Below are 24558 nucleotides of genomic sequence, written 5' to 3' on the forward strand. Positions count from 1 at the left end.
AATCCCTCGGCACGTGGGTTGAGCGACTTGGGCTGTGAAGTTGGCGTGGTCACAGCCCTCTCAACGACGAACGCGCCCCCATCGCTATCGGCCACACGAATGAACCCATAAATAGGAAATGGGTGAAATATACAGTCCACGGCACGTCGGCGACCCCGAAGTGCCGTCGCACATGAAGTGCGGGCGCGCCGCTGTGGGCGAGTTGGCCGCGCCGTACGGAGAAGGCGCGGCCCGTACGGATGCAGAGTTCCGTACGGGCCCGGTGCCTGTCGACTGTTGCTGTCAGTGGTTGCGCGGGAAGCCCAGGTCCACGCCGGTCGGCGCATCCGACGGGTCCGGCCAGCGGGTGGTGACGACCTTACCGCGAGTGTAGAAGTGCACGCCGTCGTTGCCGTAGATGTGGTGGTCGCCGAAGAGCGAGTCCTTCCAGCCGCCGAAGGAGTGGTAGCCCACCGGCACCGGGATCGGGACGTTCACGCCGACCATGCCCGCCTCGATCTCCAGTTGGAAGCGGCGGGCCGCGCCACCGTCACGGGTGAAGATCGCGGTGCCGTTGCCGAAGGGGGAGGCGTTGATCAGCGCCACGCCCTCCTCGTACGTCTCCGCACGCAGCACGCACAGCACCGGGCCGAAGATCTCGTCGCGGTAGGCGTCGGAGTCGGTGGATACGTGGTCGAGGAGCGACAGGCCCATCCAGTGGCCGTCCTCGAAGCCGTCGACCGTGTGGCCCGTGCCGTTCAGAACAACCTTCGCACCCTGCGCCGCCGCGCCCGTGACGTACGAGGCGACCTTGTCGCGGTGGGCCTTGGTGATCAGCGGGCCCATCTCCGACGTCGGGTCGTCGCCGGGGCCGATCTTGATCTTCTCGGCGCGTTCGCGGATCTTCTCCACCAGCTCATCGGCAATGGAACTGACCGCGACGACGGCGGAGATGGCCATGCAGCGCTCGCCGGCCGAGCCGTACGCCGCCGAGACCGCGGCGTCCGCGGCCGCATCCAGGTCCGCGTCCGGGAGCACCAGCATGTGGTTCTTCGCGCCGCCGAGCGCCTGGACGCGCTTGTGGTTGGCGGAGGCGGTGGTGTGGATGTAGCGGGCGATCGGGGTGGAGCCGACGAAGGAGACCGCGCTGACGTCCGGATGCGCCAGCAGCGCGTCGACCGCGACCTTGTCGCCGTGAACGACATTGAGCACGCCGTCGGGCAGCCCGGCCTCCGAAGCCAGCTCGGCAAGGAGGTTGGCGGCCGACGGGTCCTTCTCGCTCGGCTTCAGTACGAAGGTGTTTCCGCAGGCGATGGCCAGCGGGAACATCCACATCGGCACCATCGCCGGGAAGTTGAACGGCGTGATGCCGGCGACGACACCGAGCGGCTGACGGATCGAGGAGACGTCGACCCGGCTTGCGACCTGGGTGGACAGCTCGCCCTTGAGCTGGGTGGTAATACCGCAGGCGAGCTCCACGATCTCCAGGCCGCGGGCGACCTCGCCGAGCGCGTCGGAGTGGACCTTGCCGTGCTCGGCGGTGATCAGCGCGGCGATGTCGTCGCGGTGTGCGTCGAGGAGCGCGCGGTAGCGGAAGAGGATCCCGGTCCGCTGGGCGAGCGAGGACGTGCCCCAGGTCGCGTACGCCGACCGCGCCGCCGTGACGGCCGCGTCGACCTCCTCCACCGAGGCCAGGGCGACCTGGGTGGTGACGGCGCCGGTCGCAGGGTCGGTGACCGGGCCCCAGTTGCCTGACGCACCTTCGACGGTCTTGCCACCGATCCAGTGGTTGACGGTCTTCATTTCGTGCTCCTTCAGAGATGGCGGCGTCGGGCTGCGACTTGCCGGTCGTACTCCTTCCGGGCCTTGACCGCCGACGGGCGGGTCGCGGTCTCAGCCACCGGAACATCCCACCACGCCTGCGCCGGAGGCGCGCCCGACACAGTGTCTGCCGTTTCGGTCTCGACGTAGACACATGTGGGAACGTCCGCCTCACGCGCCACAGAGAGCGCTTCGTGCAGGTCACGCACCGTCTTGGCCCGGATCACACGCATTCCGAGCGAGGCTGCGTTGGCGGCCAGGTCGACGGGGAGCGGAGCCCCGGTGTACGTACCGTCCAAGGCCCGGTAGCGGTAGGCGGTGCCGAAGCGCTCCGCGCCGACCGACTCGGACAGGCCGCCGATCGAGGCGTATCCGTGGTTCTGCAGGATGACGACCTTGATGGGGATGTTCTCCTGCACGGCTGTCACGATTTCGGTGGGATTCATCAGATACGTACCGTCGCCGACGAGAGCCCAGACGGGTCGGCCCGGCGCGGCCATCGCGACGCCGATGGCCGCGGGGATCTCGTAGCCCATGCAGGAGTAGCCGTACTCGACGTGGTACTGGTCGGCCGAACGGGCGCGCCACAGCTTGTGGAGGTCGCCGGGGAGCGAGCCCGCAGCGTTGATCACGATGTCGTCCCCGGTGACCAGAGTGTCGAGTGCGCCGAGCACCTGCGGCTGAGTGGGGTGGACATCCGGGTCGTCGGCCTCGTACGCGGCGTCGACGCGGTACTCCCAGCGCTCCTTGTCGTCGGCGTACTCCGTCTCGTACGCGGGCTCGACGTGCATACGCGTGCCCAGCGCGGCGGCGAGCTCGTCCAGCGCGGTCCGGGCGTCCGCGACCAGGGAGAGACCGGCCATCTTGTGGGCGTCGAAGGAGGTGATGTTGAGGTTCAGGAAGCGGACGGCCGGGTGCTGGAAGAGGGTCGCGGAAGCGGTCGAGAAGTCGGACCAGCGGGTGCCGACACCGATCACCAGATCCGCGGTACGGGCCAGCTCGTCGGCGGTCGCGGTGCCGGTGTGGCCGATGCCGCCGACGTCGCAGGGGTGGTCGTACGGAAGCGAGCCCTTGCCGGCCTGGGTGGAGGCGACCGGGATGCCGGTCGCCTCGGCGAAGGCCCGCAGCGCCTCCTCGGCCTCACCGTGGTGGACACCGCCGCCCGCGACGATCAAGGGGCGGCGGGCGGCAATCACCGCGCGGCGGGCCGCATCCAGCGCGTCCAGGTCGGGCCGCGGGCGGCACACCTGCCAGACGCGCTCGGCGAAGAAGTCCTCCGGCCAGTCGTACGCCTCGGCCTGCACATCCTGCGGAAGCGCGAGCGTGACCGCACCGGTCTCGGCCGGGTCGGCGAGCACGCGCATCGCCTGCAACGCCGCCGGAATCAGCGCTTCGGGACGGGTGACACGGTCGAAGTAGCGGGAGACGGGGCGCAGGGCGTCGTTGACCGACACATCGCCCGCGTAGGGGACTTCGAGCTGCTGGAGAACCGGGTCGGCGGGCCGGGTCGCGAACACGTCGCCGGGCAGCAGGAGGACGGGCAGCCGGTTGACGGTGGCGAGCGCGGCGCCGGTGACGAGGTTGGTCGCGCCCGGGCCGATGGAGGTGGTGACGGCGTGGGCGGAGAGGCGCCGGGACTGGCGGGCGTAGCCGACGGCGGCGTGCACCATGGCCTGTTCGCTGCGGCCCTGGAAGTACGGCATGGTGGGGCCGGGGGGCGTCTCCCCGGACAGCGCAGTGGCACCGGACTCCAGCAGCGCCTGGCCGAGGCCGGCCACATTGCCGTGGCCGAAGATGCCCCAGGTGGCGTTGATCAGGCGGTGGCGGCGGCCGTCGCGCTCGGTGTACTGGCGGGCGAGGAAGGCGACGAGCGCCTGGGCGACGGTGAGTCGGCGCGTATTCGTTCCCGAACTCATTGCTGGCCCTCCTCGGCCTCGTACAGCGGCAGCCGGGGGTCGACGGGCTGCTCCGGCCAGGTGTCGCGGATCCAGCCGTGGTCGGGGTGGTCGCAGATCAGCCACTCCCTGGTGTCGCCCGGGCCCGCCATCACATTGAGGTAGTACATGTCCCGGCCGGGCGCGGCGATGGACGGGCCGTGCCAGCCGTCGGGGATGAGGACGGCGTCACCCGTGCGGACCTCGGCGAGGATGTCCGTACCGCCGGGCCTCGACGGAGAGACCCGGTGGTAGCCCATGCCGCCGCGGTCGATCTCGAAGTAGTAGATCTCCTCGAGCTCGGATTCGACGCCGGGGCGGTGCTCGTCGTGCTTGTGCGGCGGGTACGAGGACCAGTTGCCGCCGGGCGTGAGCACCTCGACCGCGATGAGCTTGTCGCAGACGAAGGTGTCTGCCGCGGCGAAGTTGTTCACCTGCCGCGAGCAGCTGCCCGAGCCGCGCAGCTCGACCGGTACCTCCGGCGCGGGGCCGTAGCGAGCGGGGAGTCTGCGCTCGCACTTCGCTCCTGCCAGGGCGAAGCGGCCTCCCGCACCGGAGGCGATCTGTGCATGGGCATCGCGCGGCACATAGGCGAAGTCCGTCACTCCACCGAACACGCTTTCCCTGCCCAGCAGTTCAAAGGTCTCGCCTTGTGTGCGCACCGTGCAACCGCCGGTGAGCGGCAGCACGATCCACTCACTGTCCCCGGCGGCGAGGGAGTGTGAGGCGCCGGGTTCCAGCTCCAGTACACGCAGGCTGGAGTACCCCCAGCCGGCCTGTTCGGGGTCGATGCGCAGGGCGTAGGGACCACGCGCGGCGGCACCCGCCGGTACGTACAGCTCCTGCAGCTTTTCGTCGCTCATGCCTTCTCCGTACCCCCTACAGCAGTCCGACGGCCGTATCGACCGCCCCGGCGACGTCCCCGTCGACCGGATAGAGCAGCGAGCGTCCCACCACCAGTCCCTGGACGGTGGGCAGTTGCAGCGCTCCACGCCATTTCTCGTACGCACCGTGCTGGTCGTCCCCGATCTCGCCGCCGAGGAGGACCGCCGGGAGGGTCGAGGTCTCCATCACGGCCGCCATGTCTTCGGGGTCGTCGGTCACGGGGACCTTCAGCCAGGTGTACGCGGAGGTGCCGGCCAGACCGGAGGCGATGGCGATGGACCGGGTGACGGCTTCGGCGCTGAGATCGTTGCGGAGGCGGCCGTCGACGCGGTGACAGATGAACGGCTCGATGAAGACGGGAAGCTGACGCTCGGCCATCTCGTCGACGGCGCGTGCGGTGGCGTGCAGTGTGTCGAGCGAGGCCGGGTCCTCGTAGTCGATACGGAGCAGCAGTTTGCCCGCGTCGAAACCGAGCCGGTCCAGGTCCTTGGCGCGGTGGCCGGTGAACCGGTCGTCGAGCTCGAACGCCGCGCCCGCGAGGCCTCCGCGGTTCATCGAGCCCATCACGACCTTGTCCTCGAGGGCACCGAGGAGGAGCAGGTCGTCGAGGATGTCGGCGGTGGCGAGGACACCGTCGACGCCGGGGCGGGAGAGGGCGAGGCAGAGCCGCTCCAGCAGGTCGAGGCGGTTGGCCATGGCGAGGTGACGGTCGCCGACGGCGAGGGCGCCACGGGCGGGGTGGTCGGCGGCGATGATCATCAGTCGGCCGCTCTCGCCTATGAGCCGGGGCCGCCTGCGCCGCCGGGTGGCGGCTTCGGCGACGGCCTCGGGGTGGCGGGTGCGGATCCCGACGAGTTCGCTGATGTCGACGCGACTCACGAGGCGGCTCCGGGCGGGATTGAGGGTCCGGGAGGGACGGGGGCGCCCTCGAGGACCTGGTCGACCTCGGCGGCGTACGGCATCGCGGTGGAGCAGGCGAGACGGGCGGCGACGATGGCTCCGGCCGCGTTGGCGTACCGCATGATGCGCTCCAACTCCCAGCCCGACAGCAGCCCGTGGCAGAGCGCCCCGCCGAACGCGTCGCCCGCGCCCAGACCGTTGACCACCTCGACGGGGACCGGCGGGACCTCGGCCTGTGTGCCGTCGCGGTGAGCGGCGAGGACTCCCTTGGGGCCCTGCTTGACGACGGCGAGCTCGACCCCGGCGGCAAGGAGCGCACGCGCGGCGGCGTACGGCTCGCGCTCACCGGTGGCGATCTCGCACTCCTCGAGATTGCCGACGGCGACGGTGGCCTGCGCGAGGGCCTGCGTGTAGTACGGCCGCGCCTCGTCCGGATCTCCCCAGAACATGGGCCGCCAGTCCAGGTCGAAGACGGTGGTGCCGGACTTGGCGCGATGGGCGAGCGCGGCCAGCGTCGCGGTGCGGCTCGGTTCCGCGCACAGGCCCGTGCCGGTCATCCAGAAGACCCTCGCCTCGCGGATCGCCGCCATATCCAGCTCATGCTGGTCGATCTCGAGATCGGGTGCTTTCGGCTGCCGGTAGAAGTAGAGCGGGAAGTTGTCCGGAGGGAAGATCTCGCAGAAGGTGACCGGGGTCGGGTACGCGGCCACCGGAGTCACCCAGCGGTCGTCGACCCCGAACTCCCCCAGCGCCTGGTGGAGATAGTCGCCGAAGGCGTCCTGCCCGGTGCGGGTGATCACCGCCGTCCGCCGGCCCAGCCGGGCGGCACCCACCGCGACATTCGCGGCCGAGCCGCCGAGGAACTTCCCGAACGTGTCGACCTGCGCCAACGGAACCCCGGTCCGCAGCGGATAGAGGTCCACGCCGATCCGGCCCATCGTGATCACGTCGTACGGCTGAGGCATACGCGTCCCTTCGGTCGAGCCGGCTGTCCCCAGGTCTAGTGCTCCTCACTGAGCCCTGTCAATATTTTGTCCTTACATTCGGACGAAGCCTTGACACCTTTCTTCGGCGGCCGGAAAGCTGACCCGCATGACCTCCTCCGCCCCCGTCCTGAACCGCATCCGGGTCGGCTCGGCCCCCGACTCCTGGGGGGTGTGGTTCCCGGACGATCCTCAGCAGGTCCCCTGGCAGCGCTTCCTCGATGAAGTTGCTGACGCCGGATACGAGTGGATCGAGCTCGGCCCGTACGGCTATCTCCCGACCGATCCCGCCCGCCTCACCGCGGAGACCGCCCGTCGCGGGCTGAAGGTCTCGGCCGGCACGGTCTTCACCGGGCTGCACCACGGGCCGGCGGTCTGGGAGAAGACCTGGGCACATGTCTCGGACATCGCTGCACTCACCCGGGCCATGGGCGCGGAACATCTGGTCGTCATCCCCTCCTTCTGGCGCGACGACAAGACGGGCCAGGTACTGGAGGACCGCACCCTCACCCCGGCACAGTGGCGCGATCTCGCCACCCAGACCGAACGGTTGGGTCGCGAGGTGCGCGAGCGCTACGGACTGAAGATCGTCGTCCACCCGCACGCGGACACTCATATCGACAGCGAGGAGAACGTCAGCCGCTTCCTCGACGCCACCGACCCCGGCCTGGTCTCGCTCTGCCTGGACACCGGGCACTACGCCTACTGCGGCGGCGACAGCGTCAAGCTGATCGAGACCTACGGGGAGCGGATCGGCTACCTCCACCTCAAGCAGGTGGACCCGGAGATCCTGGCCGAAGTGGTCGCGGACGAGGTGCCGTTCGGACCGGCCGTGGGCCGGGGCGTGATGTGCGAGCCGCCGGCCGGTGTGCCCGCGCTGGAGCCCGTACTGGCCGCGGCCCAGGCACTCGACGTCGAGCTCTTCGCCATCGTCGAGCAGGACATGTATCCGTGCCCGCCGGACAAACCCTTTCCGATCGCCGAGCGGACGCGCGGTTTCCTGCGCTCTTGCGGCGCCTGAGGCTCGCACACCACTTCTGTCACGGTTATCGCCTCCTCGTCACGCATGTCTCGATTACGCGAGGCTTCCGTCACAGGCAATCAACAGACCCATTCCTCCTCTCGCTCGGCATCGTTGCAACGGGCACAGGCTCAGTGATCACCAGCGTCCGCGCGCAGCTCACCCGACGGCCCCCGCGCCGACGCTGCCGCGACGCAGAGAGGTGGCACAACCATGGCGGACAGAAGACTCTGGTCCTACAAGGAGATCGCCGCGCACATCCAGGTGCAGCCGGACACGGTCCGTTCGTACCGCAAGCACGGTCTTCTCCCGCCACCCGACCATGTGGAGGCCGGCAAGCCCTACTGGCACGCGGACACGATCCGCGTCTGGGTGGCCAATCGCCCCGGGAACAGGGGCCGCAGGGACTGAGAGCCAAAGGGACTGAGAACCGCAGATCTGGAGCCGTCGGGCCCGCGCCGCCTGCGTGCGTGCATGGATGCGGGGACGGCTTCCTTCCTCCCGGTCAACCTTAATCAGTTGCTCACTTCAGGGGCCTGGCCCGACAATCCCCCGCTGCTCCACGAGGGCCAGTGGATCGACGCCACCTCTATGTCGATCCTTGCCCGGGAGTGGGCGGTCCACCGCGGCGTCAGGCCTTGACCCTGTCCCGGGCCGCGTCGGGATCCGAACCCGATTCCGGTTCCGATGCCGGATCCGGCTCCGAATCCGGCCGCGGTACGGGCTGCGGCACGGGCTGCGATATCTCTCCCTCGGTCAGCCCGAACCGTTCATGGAAGCGGCGCAGCGGCCCGGGGGCCCACCAGGTCGAGGCGCCCATCAGTTTCATGACCGAGGGAACCAGCAGACTGCGCACCACCATGGCGTCCATCAGCACAGCCAGCGCGATTCCGAGGCCGAGCATCTTGGTGTTGGTCACCCGTGAGGTGCCGATGCCCACCATCACCACCGCGAGGATCACGGCCGCCGCGGTGATCAGCCCGCCGGTGCGCTGAAGTCCGAATCTCACCGCGTGCTCATGGTCACCCGTGTGGTCGTACTCCTCCTTGATCCGGGAGAGTAGAAAGACGCCGTAGTCCATGGACAGCCCGAAGGCGATGCAGAACATCAGCACGGGGAGCGTCGTCTCGATGTCTCCGGTGGAGGTGAAGGAGAGCAGCCCGGAGAGGTGCCCGTCCTGGAAGACCCAGACCACTGCGCCGAACATCGCCGTCAGGCTGAGGGCGTTGAGCACGACCGCCTGGATGGGGATGAGCACACTGCCGGTGAGCAGGAAGACCAGCAGCAGCGTCACTATGGCGATGATCGCCAGCGCCAGCGGCAGCCGGTCGGCGATAGCAGCCTTGGAGTCCTCCAGCACTGCGGCCCGGCCGGTCACCGAGGTCGCGAACGGGGCCGATACATCTCGCAGTTCATGCACGAGCCGCTGGGCCTCCTCGCCCACCGCCTCGCCCTTGGGCTGCACTGTGAGGTAGGCGGATCCGCCCGAGGTGACGGGCCCGTCCACCCGCAGCACACCCGGGAGGGCTGCGATCCTGTCGCGGTACTCGGCGTACCCGGCGGAGGTCGTCGCGGACCCGGAACCCCTGTCCTCGGCGAAGACTTCGAGACCGCCGGCGGGGCTGCCGGGGAAGCCGTCCCGTATCTGCTGCTGAACGACATGGACCTCGGCGGTCGACGGCAGCTGGCGGTCGTCGGGGGTACCGAACTTCACACCCAAGAAGGGCAGTCCGAGCAGCACAAGACCGGCCACGGTGGCGAACGCGAACAGGGGGGCCCGGCGCATCACCAGCCCGGCGACCCATGCCCACCCGGCTCCGGCCGCCTCCTGGTCCGCAGCCACTTTCTGGTCCGCGGGCGCCTTCTGGTCCGCGGTCGACGCCTTGTCAGCCCCAGCCTCATCGGACGATGCGCCGTCACGTCGGCCACGCTTGAGAAGGCGGCGCAGATCCAGCGCATTGACCCGGTGCCCAAGCAGCATCAGGGCGGCTGGGAGCAGCACCAGCGCGGCCCCTGCCGCCAGAAGGACCACGGCGATCCCGGCATAGGCGAAGGACCGCAGGAAGTACTGCGGGAAGACCAGCATCGCGGCCAGCGACACGGCCACGGTCAGGGCGGAGAACAGAACGGTGCGGCCCGCGGTGCGCAGAGTGATGCCGATCGCCTCCCGCACCTCGGCCCCATCGGCCAACTCCTCCCGGAATCGGCGCACGATGAACAGGGCGTAGTCGATGGCGAGTCCGAGCCCCAGGGCCGTGGTGAGGTTCTGCGCGAAGACCGAGACATCGGCGAACTCGGTGATGCCGCGCAGGACGGCGTTCGTCCCCAGGATGGCGACGATGCCGACGCCCAGCGGGAGCAGTGCTGCGATCGCGCTGCCGAAGACCATGACCAGCAGCACCAGCGTCACTGGTAGAGCGATCAGCTCGGCCCGCAGCAGGTCCTCCTGGATGGTCGTGGTCATCTCGTGCTGCAGGGCGACGGGGCCGCCGATCGAGACCTGCACCGGGCCGTGCGCCCCCCGGAAGTCCGGCGCTATCCGCTCCAGCACCTCGGAGGTGGCTTTCTCGTCGCCCTCGATCCGGGCCGCGATCAGCGCCTGATGCCCGTCGCCGGCTCGCAGCGCGGGTGAGCGGGTCCCCCAGTACGAGCCGACGCCCGTGACGTCCTTCTCGGCGGCGAGCCGCTCCCCGAGCCGCCGTCCCTCGGCGGCGACCGCCGGGTCGTCCACACTCGCCCGTCCGCTGTCCACGAGCAGCAGCAGATTCGGCTGGGAGGCCGGGAACTCCCGCTCCAGCGCCTCTGTCGCATACGTCGACTCGGCAGCCGGGTCCTGCCAGCCGCCGCTCCCCATGCGCTCGGCGACCCCGCTTCCGGCGAACACCGCGAGTGCGGTGAGCACCAGCGCGGCCAGCAGCGAAAGCCGCGGCCGCGCGGTCACGAACCGGGTCCATCCCCCGACCGGCGGTGGGCTGTTGACTTCGGACATGGTGCGGTGTCCCCTTCACCGTGGCCCATGCGCAGGCTCCCCGGGCAGGCAGCATGGGTCGACCATTGCCATAGACTGGCAAACACGAGCTATCGCTCGCATTAACCAAGAATGCGAGCGCCCACTCGCGTTTGTCAACCACCGTCAGGAAGCTGGGGATTTCACGTGCCGGAGCCCACGACCCCGGAGCCCGCTGCGACCACAGGGGGTGCCAGGCCGCGCCGCCGCCAGGCCCGCGGGGAGCGCCGTATCGCCCAGCTCCTCGACGCCGCAGCGAACGTCTTCTGCACCACCGGCTACACCGCGGCCAGCACCAACGCCATCGCCCGCGAGGCCGGCGTCTCCCCCGGCACGCTCTACCAGTTCTTCCCGAACAAGGAGGCCATCGCCGTCGAACTCGGCGGCCGACTCCTCCAGCAGTGGCGCGAGTCCCACGGCGCGGCCCTGACCGCCGCCAACCTCGATCTCCCGCTCGACCAGCTGCTGGACGAGGTCCTCGATCCGCTCTTCGCCTTCAATCACGAGAACCCGGCCTTCGCCGCCCTGGTGCACGGTCCCGATGTCCCGGGCCAGATCACGCAGGAGTTCGACGCCCTGCACGCAGTGCTGCTCACCCGGATCGAGCAGATCGTCGCAAGCTTCCTCCCCCAAGCACCACCCGCCGAGCTCTCCCGCGTCGCGAGCATGATTTTCGCCATCTTCAAGGCGGGGCTCGACCTGGTCCTCGCCCACGAGGGCGAGGAGCGGCGGGCGTACATCGAAGAGATCAAGAAAGTCATGTTCCGCTACCTGGCCCCCATCGTCGGTGTCTGTCCGGCCGAGAAGCAGGCCGGGCAGCGGGCCGAGGAGCAGGCCGACGAGTGGGCCGAGGAGCAGCAGCGGAACACGCGGCCTGGCCCGCATGCACGTTAATACCCCCTAGGGGTATAGTCTGAAGTGCATCTGGAAGGCTCGGCACTCCCGCGGCCCCCCGGCACACCATGACCTCGTACGTGTTGCACCCTCGAAGAGGAGAAACGCCATGACCGCCGAGACGAAGACCGAGACCGCCCAGGCGACCGGCTCCGGCTGCTGCTGCGGCGGCGCCTGTGGCGCCGGTGCGGCCGACGTGCAGATCGGCGGCGTCACCACCGTCTACCAGGTCACGGGCATGACCTGCGGTCACTGCGAAGGCGCCGTCTCCAGCGAGATCTCCCAGCTGCCGGGCGTCACCTCGGTGGAGGCGGTCGCCTCCACCGGTCAGGTGACCGTGATCTCCGAGGCCCCGCTCGACGACGCCGCGGTTCGCGAAGCCGTCGACGAGGCCGGGTACGAGCTCGTCGGGCAGGCCTGAGCACTCACCTCCTCACCCGCAAGGCCCTCCGCCGGGTCGTACCCGACCAGTCCGATACTGGGTCCCGTACGGCCCGGCCCCGTTTTCTGGAGTCCCGAAGTGGATACATCCCAGGTCGAGCTCACCATCGGCGGGATGACCTGCGCCTCCTGCGCGGCTCGCGTCGAGAAGAAGCTGAACCGCATGGACGGCGTCAGCGCCACCGTCAACTACGCGACCGAGAAGGCGAAGGTCTCCTATCCGCACGGGATGGGAGTCGCCGATCTCATCGCCACCGTGGTGAAAACCGGCTACTCGGCCGCGCAGCCCCCAGCGCCCGAGCCCGAACCGGACCTCGCCGTGGACTCCGGGTCGGACCCCGCCGTGGACTCCGAAGCGCGGCCCGACCCGGAGTCGGCCGCCCTCCGGCAGCGTCTGATCGTCTCCGCCGTGCTCGCGGCGCCGGTCGTCCTCATGGCGATGATCCCCGCCCTCCAGTTCGACAACTGGCAGTGGCTCTCGCTCACCCTCGCCGCCCCCGTCGTCATCTGGGGCGCACTGCCCTTCCACCGGGCCACCTGGACCAACCTCCGGCACGGCGCGGCCACCATGGACACCCTCGTCTCGGTCGGCACGCTCGCCGCCTTCGGCTGGTCGCTGTGGGCGCTCTTCCTCGGGGACGCGGGCATGCCCGCCATGCGCCACGGTTTCGACACCACCGTCACGCGTGCCGACGCCGCCTCGACGATCTATCTCGAGGTCGCCGCGGGCGTGGTGACCTTCATCCTGCTCGGCCGCTATCTGGAGGCGCGCTCCAAGCGGAAGGCGGGCGCTGCCCTGCGTGCCCTGCTGGAGCTGGGCGCCAAGGATGTCGCCGTACTGCGCGGCGGCACGGAGGTGCGCATTCCGATCGGCCGGCTCGCCGTCGGCGACCGCTTCGTCGTACGCCCCGGAGAGAAGATCGCCACCGACGGCAGCGTCGTCGAGGGCACCTCCGCCGTCGACGCCTCCATGCTCACGGGCGAGTCCGTGCCGGTGGATGTGACCGCGGGGGACCCGGTCACCGGCGGCTGCGTCAACACCGCCGGCCGGCTCGTCGTCGAGGCCACCCGGATCGGCGCCGACACCCAGCTCGCCCGGATGGCCCGGATGGTGGAGGACGCCCAGAACGGCAAGGCCGACGTGCAGCGCATCGCCGACCGGATCTCGGCCGTCTTCGTACCTGTCGTACTGCTGATCGCACTCGGGACGCCGGCGGCCTGGCTGCTCGCCACGGACGATGTGACCGCAGCCTTCACGGCCGCCGTCGCCGTACTGATCATCGCCTGCCCGTGCGCCCTGGGGCTGGCCACGCCGACCGCCCTCATGGTCGGTATGGGGCGCGGCGCCCAGCTCGGCATCCTGATCAAGGGACCGGAGGTCCTGGAGTCCACCCGCAAGATCGACACGGTCGTCCTGGACAAGACAGGGACGGTCACCACCGGCCGGATGCGCCTTCAGCGGGTGTACGTCGCCGAAACCGCCGAGGAGCATGAACTGCTGCGCTTCGCGGGCGCACTGGAGCACGCCTCGGAGCACCCCATCGCCCGCGCCGTCGCGGCGGGCGCCGAGGAGCGGGTCGGCACACTTCCCGCCGCCGAAAGCTTCGAGAACGTCCCTGGCCTCGGCGTACGCGGCGTCGTCGAAGGACACGAGGTGCTGGTCGGGCGAGCGCGGCTGCTCACGGACGCCGGCGTTGAGTTGCCCGAAGAGCTCGCCTCCGCCGCGACCGAGGGGCGTACGGCGGTCTTCGCGGCCGTGGACGGCAAGGCGCTCGGCGTGCTCACCGTCGCCGACGCGGTCAAGGACACCAGTGCCGAGGCGGTCGCACGGCTGCGTGCCCTAGGCCTCACTCCGGTGCTGCTGACCGGCGACAACAAGGCGGTCGCCGAATCGGTCGCGGCCGAGGTCGGCATCGACGAGGTGTACGCCGAGGTCATGCCCGAAGACAAGGTGGCCGTGGTCAAGCGTCTCCAGGCCGAGGGCCGCAGCGTCGCGATGGTCGGCGACGGCGTGAACGACGCTGCCGCGCTGGCCACCGCGGACCTGGGCCTGGCGATGGGCACGGGCACGGATGCGGCGATCGAGGCCGGCGATCTGACCCTCGTACGCGGAGACCTGAGGGTTGCAGCCGACGCGATCCGTCTCGCACGCCGGACACTGACCACCATCAAGGGCAATCTTTTCTGGGCCTTCGGTTACAACGTGGCCGCGCTGCCGCTGGCGGCATCAGGCCTGCTCAACCCCATGATCGCGGGATTTGCCATGGCCTTTTCGTCCGTATTTGTGGTGACCAACAGCCTGCGACTACGCTCCTTCATGTGACTACAAGTAGGTCACAAGACCTTCACAAGGAGACCTAGATCACAGATATTTAGAGGTAACCATTGCGACTCCTCGCGAGTCTAAGTGGGCGATGCCGAGAACGTCTTGGGGGACGTTCATGGGATGTCTTGGGGGACGTCCCAGGCAAGCGTTGGCCGGGGCACGTGCCCGGGGAGCTTTGAGCGGCCCTCCCGTGCGTACGTACCCCGGCAGACTGCGTGAGGAGCTTCTGCAACCAGCAGACGCCCGGCCGGATCCCGTGGGGGGAATCCGCTCCGGGGAAATGGGAAGCGCCCCGCCCGCCGACCCGTGGGGGGATCGGCAGCGGGGCGCTTTCCGCTTTCTGCGCCGGATACGAGGCGCGGACGCGCACACGTACGGGTGTCAGCGAATACCGGTGTCAGCGAGCCTCGACCGGAATGAAGTCGCGCAGGACCTCGCCGGTGTAGATCTGGCGCGGGCGGCCGATACGGGACCCCGGCTCCTTGATCATCTCGTGCCACTGGGCGATCCAGCCGGGCAGCCGGCCGAGCGCGAAGAGCACGGTGAACATCTCGGTCGGGAAGCCCATGGCCCGGTAGATCAGGCCGGTGTAGAAGTCCACGTTCGGGTAGAGGTTGCGCGAGACGAAGTAGTCGTCGGAGAGCGCGTGCTCCTCCAGCTTGAGCGCGATGTCGAGCAGCTCGTCGGACTTGCCGAGCGCCGAGAGGACATCGTGTGCCGCCGCCTTGATGATCTTCGCCCGCGGGTCGAAGCTCTTGTAGACGCGGTGGCCAAAGCCCATCAGGCGGACGCCGTCCTCCTTGTTCTTCACCTTGCGGATGAAGGAGTCGACGTCGCCGCCGTTGGTCTGGATGCCCTCGAGCATCTCCAGCACCGACTGGTTGGCGCCACCGTGCAGCGGGCCCCACAGGGCGCTGATGCCGGCGGAGATCGAGGCGAACATGTTCGCCTGCGAGGAGCCGACCAGACGCACGGTGGAGGTCGAACAGTTCTGCTCGTGGTCCGCGTGCAGGATCAGCAGCTTGTCGAGCGCCGAGACCACGACCGGGTCCAGGTCGTACTCCTGCGCGGGGACCGAGAAGGTCATCCGCAGGAAGTTCTCCACGTACCCGAGGTCGTTGCGCGGGTAGACGAAGGGGTGGCCGATCGACTTCTTGTACGCGTACGCCGCGATCGTCGGCAGCTTGGCGAGCAGCCGGACCGTGGAGAGATGACGCTGCTTCTCGTCGAACGGGTTGTGGCTGTCCTGGTAGAACGTCGACAGCGCGCTGACCACGGAGGACAGCATCGCCATCGGGTGGGCGTCGCGCGGGAAGCCGCCGTAGAACCGCTTGACGTCCTCGTGCAGCAGCGTGTGCTGGGTGATCTCGCTCTTGAATGTCGACAGCTCGTCGACCGTCGGAAGCTCGCCATTGATCAGCAGGTACGCCACCTCGAGGAAGGTGGAACGCTCGGCCAGCTGCTCGATCGGGTAGCCGCGGTAGCGCAGGATGCCCTGCTCGCCGTCGAGGTAGGTGATCGCGGATTTATAGGCGGCTGTATTCCCGTATCCGCTGTCCAGGGTCACCAGACCGGTCTGGGCTCGGAGCTTCCCGATGTCGAAGCCCTTGTCGCCGACGGTGCTCTCGACCACCGGGTAGGTGTGTTCACCGTCCGCGTACCGCAGTACTACAGAGTTGTCGCTCACGTCATCCCTCACCGACGTAGTGCCTCTTCTTCGAGGTGCCCTGACTGTCTCTACCATCCCCCATTTGGCTCAGGAGAGTGCACTCGGGGTCGACCATTGGGCCTATTGGCGGCACTCAGTGCCGCCAACCTGCTCATCTTGCCCCCTTCGCCCTGCTTCTGGAAGCCAGGGGTGGCGTTTGACACCCCACGGGCCCCAGGTGTCACACCCGGCCGGCGCAGCGCATCCCGCTCAGCCGCCGGTCAGCCGGTGGTCGAGCGCGGTGAAGCGTCTGCCTGCGGAAACAGTGCGTACTGCCTGCCCTATCGCCTTACGGGAGCCGACCAGCACGACGAGCTTCTTGGCCCTGGTGACCGCCGTGTAGAGGAGGTTCCGCTGGAGCATCATCCAGGCTCCGGTCGTGACCGGGATCACCACTGCCGGGTATTCGCTGCCCTGTGAGCGGTGGATGGTCACGGCGTAGGCATGTGCCAGTTCGTCCAGCTCGTCGAAGTCGTACGGAACCTCCTCGTCCTCGTCCGTCAGCACCGTCAGCCGCTGGTCGTCCAGCTGGAGCGAGGTGACCACGCCGACCGTGCCGTTGAAGACGCCGTTCTTTCCCTTCTCGTAATTGTTGCGAATCTGGGTGACCTTGTCGCCGACGCGGAAGACACGGCCGCCGAGACGCTTCTCGGGAAGGTCGGGCCTGGCGGGCGTGATCGCCTGCTGGAGCAGGCCGTTGAGCGTGCCGGCGCCGGCCGGGCCGCGGTGCATGGGTGCGAGCACCTGCACATCGCGCCGCGGATCCAGGCCGAATCTGGCCGGGATGCGGCGGGCCGCCACGTCCACCGTGAGCTTTCCCGCGTCCTCCGTCTCCTCCTCCACGAAGAGGAAGAAGTCGGAGAGACCCGAAGTAATGGGATGAACACCGGAGTTGATGCGGTGGGCGTTGGTGACGACGCCGGACTGCTGGGCCTGCCGGAAGATCCGGGTCAGCCGGACGTTCGGCACGGGTCCGCCGTCGGCGAGCAGGTCGCGCAGCACCTCGCCGGCACCGACGCTCGGCAGCTGGTCCACATCCCCCACCAGCAGCAGATGCGCGCCGGGGGCAACGGCCTTGACCAGCTTGTTGGCGAGGAGCAGATCGAGCATGGACGCCTCGTCGACCACCACCAGATCCGCGTCGAGCGGCCGGTCCCTGTCGTACGCCGCGTCGCCGCCGGGCCTGAGCTCGAGCAGCCGGTGCACGGTGGACGCCTCGGCGCCGGTGAGTTCGGCGAGCCGTTTGGCCGCGCGCCCGGTCGGTGCGGCCAGCACCACCTTCGCCTTCCTGGCGCGGGCCAGCTCCACGATGGACCGGACCGTGAACGACTTGCCGCAGCCGGGACCGCCGGTCAGAACGGCGACCTTCTGGGTGAGCGCGAGCCTGACCGCCGCCTCCTGCTCGGGCGCGAGCTCCGCGCCCGTACGCTCCGCGAGCCAGGCCAGCGCCTTGTCCCAGACGACGTCCTGGAAGCCCGGCATCCGGTCCTCCCCGGCTCCCAGCAGCCGACGCAGCTGGGCGGCGAGCGAGATCTCGGCCCGGTGGAAGGGCACCAGGTACACCGCAGTGACCGGCTCACCGCCGTCCGGGGCCGGCACCTTCTCCCGTACCACCCCTTCCTCCTCGCCCGCGAGCTCGGCGAGGCACTCGATGACAAGGCCGGTGTCCACCTGGAGCAGTTTCACCGCGTCGCTGATCAGCTGCTCCTCGGGCAGGAAGCAGTGCCCTTGGTCGGTGGACTGCGACAGGGCGTACTGCAGCCCCGCCTTGACCCGCTCCGGGCTGTCGTGCGGTATGCCGACCGCCTGCGCGATCTTGTCGGCGGTGAGGAACCCGATGCCCCAGACGTCGGCGGCGAGGCGGTACGGCTGGTTCTTCACGACCGAGATCGAGGCGTCCTCGTACTTCTTGTAGATGCGCACCGCAATGGACGTGGAGACGCCGACCCCTTGGAGGAAGACCATGACCTCCTTGATGGCCTTCTGCTCCTCCCAGGCGACACCGATCAACTTCGTCCGCTTCGGGCCGAGTCCGGGGACCTCGATGAGCTTCTTCGGCTGCTGCTCGATGATGTCGAGCGTGTCGATGCCGAAGTGCTCGACGATGCGCTCGGCGATCCGGGGGCCGATTCCCTTGATCAGGCCCGAGCCGAGGTAACGGCGTATGCCCTGGATCGTGGCCGGCAGGACGGTCGTGTAGTTGTCCACGGTGAACTGCTTGCCGTACTGGGGGTGGGAGCCCCAACGGCCCTCCATACGCAACGACTCGCCCGGCTGCGCACCGAGCAGCGAGCCGACCACCGTGAGGAGATCACTGCCGCGTCCCGTGTCGACCCGGGCGACCGTGTAGCCGTTCTCCTCGTTGGCATACGTGATCCGCTCGAGGACCCCTTCGACCACTGCTGGATTGGACATGATCCGACGCTACCGCCGAGGTCCGACAATGCGGAGGGCCTGTGGACAACTCGGGCCCGTCGCCGGTCCGGCCAGTCAAGGGGGCCCGGTCTGACGACCGGGCCCCTCGCACTCCCCCTCCGTCAAGAGCTCCCTGATCCCCCCAGATCCCTCCCCGGGAGCCTTGATGACAGGTAGACCCGCGTCACGCGGAAAGGGTTGTACGACTTCGGGCAGTTAATTTTCCGGAATCCCGGAATGCCGACAAAGTGGGTTAGTCATGGGCGTTCTGGTCGACCGTGAGGGGCTCGGCCCGCCGGTCAGATGTTCGGGGACGGCGTGGGTGCGGGTGCACGGGGTGCGGGGCGTGGAGTTCCCCCCACCCCGCCCCTTGGCGAAACTGGGGGCGGTGCCCCCAGCCCCCGGGGGGAAGGCGGGGAGGGGTACGTGGGGGCTGACGCCCCCACACCCCCGGAGCGGCAGCTTCGCGCCGCGGTGCACCCACACCCCGCAAGGGACCCGATCCCCCGCACGGACCCGCACCCCGCAAGGGACCCGTGCCCCTACCAGGGACCCGCACCCCGCAAAGGACCCGATCCCCCGCCAGGGACCCGTTCCCCCTACAGCACGTGCTCCCCGTACCGGCGCACCGTTTCTCCCAGGACCTCCACCCCGTCCCGCGACCACAGCCCCCCGTTGAACAGCTCCACCTCGATCGCACCCCTGTACCCCGCCCCCTCCACCCGTTTCCGCCACTCCCGCATGTCGATCGACCCGTCCCCGATCTGTCCCCGCCCGTTCAGCACCCCCGCCGGCAACGGCGTCGTCCAGTCCGCCAGTTGGAATGCGTGGATCCGGGCCGACGAACCCGCTCGCGCCACCGCCGCCGGGGCCGTGTCGTCCCACCAGATGTGGTACGTGTCCACCACCACGCCCACCTGCGACGCCGGGAAACGCTCCGCGAGGTCCAGCGCCTGCGTCAGCGTGGACACCACGCACCGGTCCGCCGCGTACATCGGGTGCAGCGGCTCGATCGCCAGCCGTACGCCCCGCTCCCCCGCGTACGGAGCGAGCACGGCGAGCGCGTCCGCGATGCGTGACCGCGCCGCCACCAAGTCCCGGCTGCCCGGCGGAAGTCCGCCCGAGACCAGGACCAGCGTGTCCGTGCCGAGCGTCGCCGCCTCGTCGATGGCCGCGCGGTTGTCGTCCAGCGCACGCGCCCGCTCAGCCGCCTCGATCGCGGTGAGGAAGCCGCCCCGGCACAGACTCGTGACCGCCAGCCCCGCGTCCCGTACAAGCTTCGCCGCCGCCTCGACCCCGTACGCCTGCACCGGTTCGCGCCACAGCCCCACCCCCGGAATACCGAACCCCGCACAGGCATCGACCAGTTCGGGAAGGCTGAGCTGTTTCACCGTCATCTGGTTGATGCTGAAGCGGGTCAGGTAGATGGCATCCGGACCGGTCACTGGGCGACTCCGTACATGCTCAGCAGGGATTTCATACGGGACTCCGCCAGCACCGGGTCCGGGAACAGGCCGAGCCCGTCCGCCAGTTCGTACGCCCGGCAGAAATGCGGCAGCGAGCGCGCCGACTGCAGGCCGCCCACCATCGTGAAGTGCGACTGGTGTCCGGCCAGCCACGCCAGCAGCACCACACCCGTCTTGTAGAAGCGCGTCGGCGGCTGGAAGAGATGGCGGGACAACGCGACCGTCGGATCGAGGCGTTTACGGAACCCGGAGACATCACCCGTGTCCAGCACCCGTACCGCCTCGGCCGCCGGCGGGCCCAGCGGGTCGAAGATCCCGAGCAGCGCATGGCTGAAGCCGTGCTCGTCGCCCGCGATCAGTTCGGGGTAGTTGAAGTCGTCGCCGGTGTAGCACCGCACGCCCTCCGGGAGGCGACGGCGCAGGTCGATCTCGCGCTGGGCGTCCAGCAGCGAGATCTTGATCCCGTCGACCTTGTCCGGGTGGGCGGAGATGACGTCCAGGAGGACCGAGGTGGCCGCGTCCAGGTCGGCGGAGCCCCAGTAACCCTCCAGTGCCGGGTCGAACATCGGCCCCAGCCAATGCAGGATCACCGGTTCCGAAGCCTGCCGCAGCAGGTGGGAGTAGACGGCGAGATAGTCGTCGGACGTCCGCGCCGCAGACGCCAACGCCCGCGACGCCATCACGATTGCCTGCGCCCCGCTCTCCTCCACCAGCGCCAGCTGCTCCTCGTACGCGTCGCGCACCTCCGCCAACGAGGCAGCACCCGACGCCGACGAACCGGCGCCCGCCGACGAACCGGCGCCCGCCAATGAACCGGCGCCCGCCGACGAACCGGTGCCCGCCGCGAGTTGGTCGGTACCGACACCGCACGCGATCCGGCCCCCCACCGCCTTCGCCTCCGCCGCCGAGCGCCGGATCAGCTCCGCCGCGCCCGCCCAGTCCAGGCCCATCCCGCGCTGCGCCGTGTCCATCGCCTCCGCCACGCCGAGCCCGTGCGACCACAGATGGCGGCGGAAGGCGAGCGTCGCGTCCCAGTCCACGGCGGCGGGCGAGCCCCACGACGTATCGGCGTACGGATCGGCGACGACATGCGCTGCCGAGAAGACCGTACGGGAGGTGAGCGGCGCGCCTCCCGCGGCGAACACGGCCGGTTCGGTGCGGGGTTCGTACACCCCGTGCAGGAGCCGGATCGTCACAGCGACAGCTCCGGTACGTCGAACCGGCGGCCCTCGGCCGAGGACTTCAGGCCCAGCTCGGCGAGCTGCACACCGCGCGCGCCCGCCGGCAGGTCCCAGTGATACGGCTCGCCGAGCGCGACATGGCGCAGGAACAGTTCCCACTGCGCCTTGAAGCCGTTCTCGAACTTCGTGTTGTCCGGCACCTCCTGCCACTGGTCACGGAAGGACTCCGTCGCGGGCAGGTCCGGGTTCCATACCGGCTTCGGGGTGGCGGAGCGGTGCTGGGCGCGGCAGCGGCGCAGGCCCGCGACCGCCGAGCCGTGGGTGCCGTCGACCTGGAACTCCACCAGTTCGTCGCGGTTCACGCGTACCGCCCAGGAGGAGTTGATCTGGGCGACGACCCCGCCCTCCAGCTGGAAGATGCCGTACGCGGAGTCGTCCGCGGTCGCCGCGTACGGCTTGCCGCGCTCGTCCCAGCGCTGCGGAACGTGCGTGGCGACCTGCGCCGTCACGCTCGTCACCCGGCCGAACAGCTCGTGCAGTACGTACTCCCAGTGCGGGAACATGTCGACGACGATGCCGCCGCCGTCCTCACCGCGGTAGTTCCAGCTCGGACGCTGCGCCTCCTGCCAGTCGCCCTCGAAGACCCAGTAGCCGAACTCTCCGCGCACGGACAGGATGTCGCCGAAGAAGCCGCCGTCGACGAGCCGCTTCAGCTTCAGGAGCCCCGGCAGGAAGATCTTGTCCTGGACGACGCCGTGCCTGATCCCGGCGGCCTCGGCCAGGCGCGCCAGCTCCAGTGCGCCGACCAGGTCGGTCGCGGTCGGCTTCTCGGTGTAGATGTGCTTGCCCGCCGCGATCGCCTGCTTGATCGCGGTGACGCGGGCGGAGGTGACCTGCGCGTCGAAGTAGATGTCGACGCTGTCGTCGGCGAGTACGGCGTCGAGGTCGGTCGACCAGTGCGTGAGGCCGTGCCGTTCGGCAATCTCGCGCAGCGCGTGCTCGCGACGGCCGACGAGGACCGGCTCGGGCCAGATCACCTCGCCGCCCCCGAGGTCCAGGCCGCCCTGTTCGCGGATCGCAAGGAGGGAGCGCACCAGATGCTGGCGGTATCCCATCCGGCCCGTGACGCCGTTCATGGCGATGCGCACAGTCCTGCGTGTCACGAAGTTGCCTCCATGTCCCCTCGATGGTTCCGAGTTCCCTCGATATGGCCGTAGCAAGCGCTTTCTACACGGTATGAAGCTAGCCTGCCGACAGCAGCCCGGACAAGGGCTCGGTTCCATCTCCCGCGGAGGAAAGCGATGACAGTCACCCTGGCGGATGTGGCGGCGCGCGCCCGGGTGTCCCCGGCCACCGTCTCCCGTGTGCTCAACGGCAACTACCCGGTCGCCGCGTCGACGCGGGAACGGGTGCTGCGCGCGGTCGACGAGCTCGACTACGTACTGAACGGCCCCGCGAGTTCGCTCGCCGCGGCCACCTCCGACCTGGTCGGCATCCTCGTCAACGACATCGCCGACCCGTTCTTCGGGATCATGGCCGGGGCCGCGCAGACCGAGATCAGCGGGCAGGAGGGGGCCGGACGGGCGGGCGGCGAGAAGCTGGCCGTCGTCTGCAACACCGGGGGTTCACCGGAGCGCGAGCTGACCTATCTCACCCTGCTCCAGCGGCAGCGGGCCGCGGCCGTCGTGCTGACCGGTGGCGCGCTGGAGGACCCGGACCACATCGCGGCGATGACCTCGAAGCTGGCGAAGCTCGCGGACGCGGGCACCCGTGTGGTGCTCTGCGGCCGGCCGCCGCTCCCGGGCAGCGACGCCATCGTCGCCGCGCTCGCCTTCGACAACCGGGGCGGCGGACGGCGGCTCACCGAGCATCTGCTCGCGCTCGGCCACCGCACGATCGGATACGTCGCGGGGCCCGCGGAGCGCACCACGACGCGCCACCGCCTGGAGGGCCACCGGGCCGCGCTGGCCGCCGCGGGGCTCGACGAGAACCAGGACCGGCTCACCGTGCACGGTCCGTACGCCCGCCGCTCCGGCTATGACGCGACGCTCGAACTGCTGCGCCGCGAGCCGGAGTTGACCGCGATCGTGGCCGCCAACGACACGGTCACACTGGGCGCCTGCGCGGCCCTGCGCGACCAGGGCCTGCGCATCCCGGAGGACATCTCGGTGGCCGGCTTCGACGACCTCCCGTTCTCGGTGGACGCGGTGCCGGCGCTGACGACCGTACGGCTGCCGCTGTACGAGGCGGGGGCGCGGGCGGGCCGGCTGGCGATGGGCAAGGAGGCGCCGCCGCCGGGGGGCATCGCGACGATCGGCGCGGAGCTGATGGCACGGGCGTCGACGGCTCCGCCCGGGAAGGAGTGAGCCTGTCGGCGCGCACCCTGTTCAGCCGGCCTGCCGCCTTTCCCGTCGCCCGGATCGACCAGATCATGACCCGCTCCGCGACCGTCACCAAGGTCTGGTCGCTGCCCGCGACCGGGAGCGACCGCCTGCCCGTCGCCGCTCGCATCAGGCTCTGACCTCGCATCAGGCTCTGACAGGGAGCACCGTCCCGCCGGCACAGGGCTTGCCGGTGCCCGGATTGCGCCATACCGTTGACTCAGTCAAGGGAAAAGCTCGGAGCAGCTCATGCCGATCCATGAAATCCGCGCCTTCAACCGCTTCTACACCAACCTCATCGGCGCGCTCGACTACAGCAAGCACCTCTACACCCCGTACACGCTGACCGAATCGCGCGTGCTGTACGAACTCGCCCACAGCCCCCGTACCGACGCCGCCGACCTGCGCGCCGAGCTCTCGCTCGACGCCGGGTACTTGAGCAGGCTGCTCGCCAAGTTCGAGCAGGACGGGCTGGTCGGGCGGGCGCCCTCCGATCTCGATCCGCGGCGGCAGCGGATAACCCTCACCGCCCGCGGGCGCGAGGCCGCGGCCCTCCTCGACGAGCGCTCGCGGGAGGCCGTGGGGGCGATGCTCGCCAAGGTGCCGTCGGAGGAGCGGCCGCGGCTGGCCGCGGCGATGCGGAGCGTACGCGAGATCCTCGGCCGCGGCCGGCCCGCGCACCGCGAGGGCCCGGTGCTGCGCGATCCGGGTCCCGGCGACCTCGGCTGGATCGTGCAGCGGCACGGTGCGCTGTACGCCGCCGAGTACGGCTGGAACGCCGACTTCGAGGGCCTCGTCGCCCGGATCGTCGCGGACTTCGCGCAGGACCACGAGCCTCATCTGGAGCGGGTGTGGATCGCCGAGCTGGACGGGCGTCCGGTGGGCTCGGTCATGTGCGTACGGGACGACGCCCCGGCGACCGCACGCCTGCGGCTGCTGCTCGTCGAACCGGACGCGCGCGGGCACGGGCTCGGCGACCTGCTGGTGCGCACCGTCGTGGATTTCGCGCGCGAGGTGGGGTATCGAGAACTGGTGCTGTGGACCAATGAGGTACTGGCCGGGGCCCGCCGGATCTATCAGCGGGCCGGGTTCACCCTCGTCGCCGAGAAGCCGCACCGCTCATACGGAGCCGACCTGGTCGGCCAGGACTGGCGGCTGCCCCTGCTGGAAGGAACGGTCAAGTGAAGTTCGCCTTCTCCACCCTCGGTGTGCCGGG

The 24558-nt window shown here is 69.6% G+C and carries 18 protein-coding genes and 1 pseudogene; 8 read left to right on the top strand and 11 right to left on the bottom strand.

Going from position 1 to position 24558, the window contains the following annotated elements; genetic code table 11:
* Positions 1–282 precede the first annotated feature (282 nt).
* From mmsA to iolC, 5 genes are read right to left on the bottom strand one after another with little or no spacing between them, the layout of a single operon-like run.
* On the bottom strand, positions 283–1782 hold the full coding sequence (gene mmsA / locus AB0D12_RS37215; RefSeq protein ID WP_362693333.1) for a CoA-acylating methylmalonate-semialdehyde dehydrogenase: 1500 nt from the start codon (positions 1780–1782) through the stop codon (positions 283–285).
* An 11-nt stretch (positions 1783–1793) separates the two neighbouring features.
* Positions 1794–3716, bottom strand: a complete 1923-nt coding sequence (gene iolD / locus AB0D12_RS37220) for a 3D-(3,5/4)-trihydroxycyclohexane-1,2-dione acylhydrolase (decyclizing) (RefSeq protein ID WP_362693336.1) — start codon at positions 3714–3716, stop codon at positions 1794–1796.
* Positions 3713–4597, bottom strand: a complete 885-nt coding sequence (iolB, locus tag AB0D12_RS37225) for a 5-deoxy-glucuronate isomerase (RefSeq protein ID WP_327323686.1) — start codon at positions 4595–4597, stop codon at positions 3713–3715. Before iolB ends, iolD begins: the two co-directional genes overlap by 4 nt.
* A gap of 16 nt (positions 4598–4613) precedes the next feature.
* On the bottom strand, positions 4614–5498 hold the full coding sequence (locus AB0D12_RS37230; RefSeq protein ID WP_362693339.1) for a deoxyribose-phosphate aldolase: 885 nt from the start codon (positions 5496–5498) through the stop codon (positions 4614–4616).
* On the bottom strand, positions 5495–6484 hold the full coding sequence (gene iolC, locus AB0D12_RS37235; RefSeq protein WP_362693342.1) for a 5-dehydro-2-deoxygluconokinase: 990 nt from the start codon (positions 6482–6484) through the stop codon (positions 5495–5497). Before iolC ends, AB0D12_RS37230 begins: the two co-directional genes overlap by 4 nt.
* 127 nt (positions 6485–6611) lie before the next feature.
* On the opposite strand from iolC, the gene AB0D12_RS37240 reads away from it, so the two are divergent.
* Entirely contained in the window at positions 6612–7523 is a 912-nt protein-coding gene (locus AB0D12_RS37240; RefSeq protein WP_362693345.1) for a sugar phosphate isomerase/epimerase, read from the top strand.
* Between the two features lie 213 nt (positions 7524–7736).
* Entirely contained in the window at positions 7737–7934 is a 198-nt protein-coding gene (locus AB0D12_RS37245) for a MerR family transcriptional regulator (RefSeq protein ID WP_327323690.1), read from the top strand.
* Between the two features lie 220 nt (positions 7935–8154).
* Here the strand turns inward: AB0D12_RS37245 and AB0D12_RS37250 are convergent, their stop codons facing one another.
* Entirely contained in the window at positions 8155–10512 is a 2358-nt protein-coding gene (locus AB0D12_RS37250; protein WP_362693349.1) for an MMPL family transporter, read from the bottom strand.
* Between the two features lie 165 nt (positions 10513–10677).
* Between AB0D12_RS37250 and AB0D12_RS37255 the strand changes: the two genes are divergently transcribed.
* From AB0D12_RS37255 to AB0D12_RS37265, 3 genes are all read left to right on the top strand, one after another.
* Positions 10678–11424 carry a TetR/AcrR family transcriptional regulator gene (locus AB0D12_RS37255; RefSeq protein ID WP_362693352.1) on the top strand — a complete coding sequence of 249 codons (747 nt, stop codon included), beginning with the start codon at positions 10678–10680 and terminating at the stop codon, positions 11422–11424.
* Positions 11425–11533: 109 nt separating this feature from the next.
* Positions 11534–11845: a cation transporter gene (locus AB0D12_RS37260; RefSeq protein WP_362693355.1), complete on the top strand. Its 312-nt coding sequence runs from the start codon at positions 11534–11536 to the stop codon at positions 11843–11845.
* A 99-nt stretch (positions 11846–11944) separates the two neighbouring features.
* Positions 11945–14188: a heavy metal translocating P-type ATPase gene (locus tag AB0D12_RS37265; protein WP_362693358.1), complete on the top strand. Its 2244-nt coding sequence runs from the start codon at positions 11945–11947 to the stop codon at positions 14186–14188.
* A gap of 400 nt (positions 14189–14588) precedes the next feature.
* On the opposite strand, the gene AB0D12_RS37270 is transcribed toward AB0D12_RS37265, so the two are convergent.
* The 5 genes from AB0D12_RS37270 to AB0D12_RS37290 all read right to left on the bottom strand — a co-directional run bounded on the left by AB0D12_RS37270 (position 14589) and on the right by AB0D12_RS37290 (position 22124).
* The gene (locus AB0D12_RS37270) at positions 14589–15878 is read right to left on the bottom strand and encodes a citrate synthase (RefSeq protein WP_362693361.1); all 1290 of its coding nucleotides are present in this window, start codon (positions 15876–15878) and stop codon (positions 14589–14591) included.
* Positions 15879–16109: 231 nt separating this feature from the next.
* On the bottom strand, positions 16110–18314 hold the full coding sequence (locus AB0D12_RS37275) for an ATP-dependent RecD-like DNA helicase (protein ID WP_362693364.1): 2205 nt from the start codon (positions 18312–18314) through the stop codon (positions 16110–16112).
* 599 nt (positions 18315–18913) lie between these two features.
* Complete coding sequence (locus AB0D12_RS37280; RefSeq protein WP_362693399.1) at positions 18914–19711, bottom strand: sugar phosphate isomerase/epimerase family protein; 798 nt, start codon at positions 19709–19711, stop codon at positions 18914–18916.
* A 44-nt stretch (positions 19712–19755) separates the two neighbouring features.
* Positions 19756–20976 carry a dihydrodipicolinate synthase family protein gene (locus AB0D12_RS37285; protein WP_362693367.1) on the bottom strand — a complete coding sequence of 407 codons (1221 nt, stop codon included), beginning with the start codon at positions 20974–20976 and terminating at the stop codon, positions 19756–19758.
* On the bottom strand, positions 20973–22124 hold the full coding sequence (locus AB0D12_RS37290; protein ID WP_362693370.1) for a Gfo/Idh/MocA family oxidoreductase: 1152 nt from the start codon (positions 22122–22124) through the stop codon (positions 20973–20975). Before AB0D12_RS37290 ends, AB0D12_RS37285 begins: the two co-directional genes overlap by 4 nt.
* 138 nt (positions 22125–22262) lie before the next feature.
* On the opposite strand from AB0D12_RS37290, the gene AB0D12_RS37295 reads away from it, so the two are divergent.
* The 3 genes and pseudogenes from AB0D12_RS37295 (at position 22263) to AB0D12_RS37305 (ending at position 24527) form a co-directional block, all read left to right on the top strand.
* Complete coding sequence (locus AB0D12_RS37295; RefSeq protein WP_362693373.1) at positions 22263–23327, top strand: LacI family DNA-binding transcriptional regulator; 1065 nt, start codon at positions 22263–22265, stop codon at positions 23325–23327.
* Positions 23328–23347: 20 nt separating this feature from the next.
* A pseudogene (locus tag AB0D12_RS37300) lies at positions 23348–23482 on the top strand (endonuclease/exonuclease/phosphatase family protein); the annotation flags it as partial.
* A 109-nt stretch (positions 23483–23591) separates the two neighbouring features.
* Positions 23592–24527, top strand: a complete 936-nt coding sequence (locus AB0D12_RS37305; RefSeq protein WP_362693376.1) for a helix-turn-helix domain-containing GNAT family N-acetyltransferase — start codon at positions 23592–23594, stop codon at positions 24525–24527.
* Positions 24528–24558: the final 31 nt, after the last annotated feature.

The sequence above is a fragment of the Streptomyces sp. NPDC048479 genome, assembly GCF_040651435.1.
Taxonomy (GTDB): domain Bacteria; phylum Actinomycetota; class Actinomycetes; order Streptomycetales; family Streptomycetaceae; genus Streptomyces.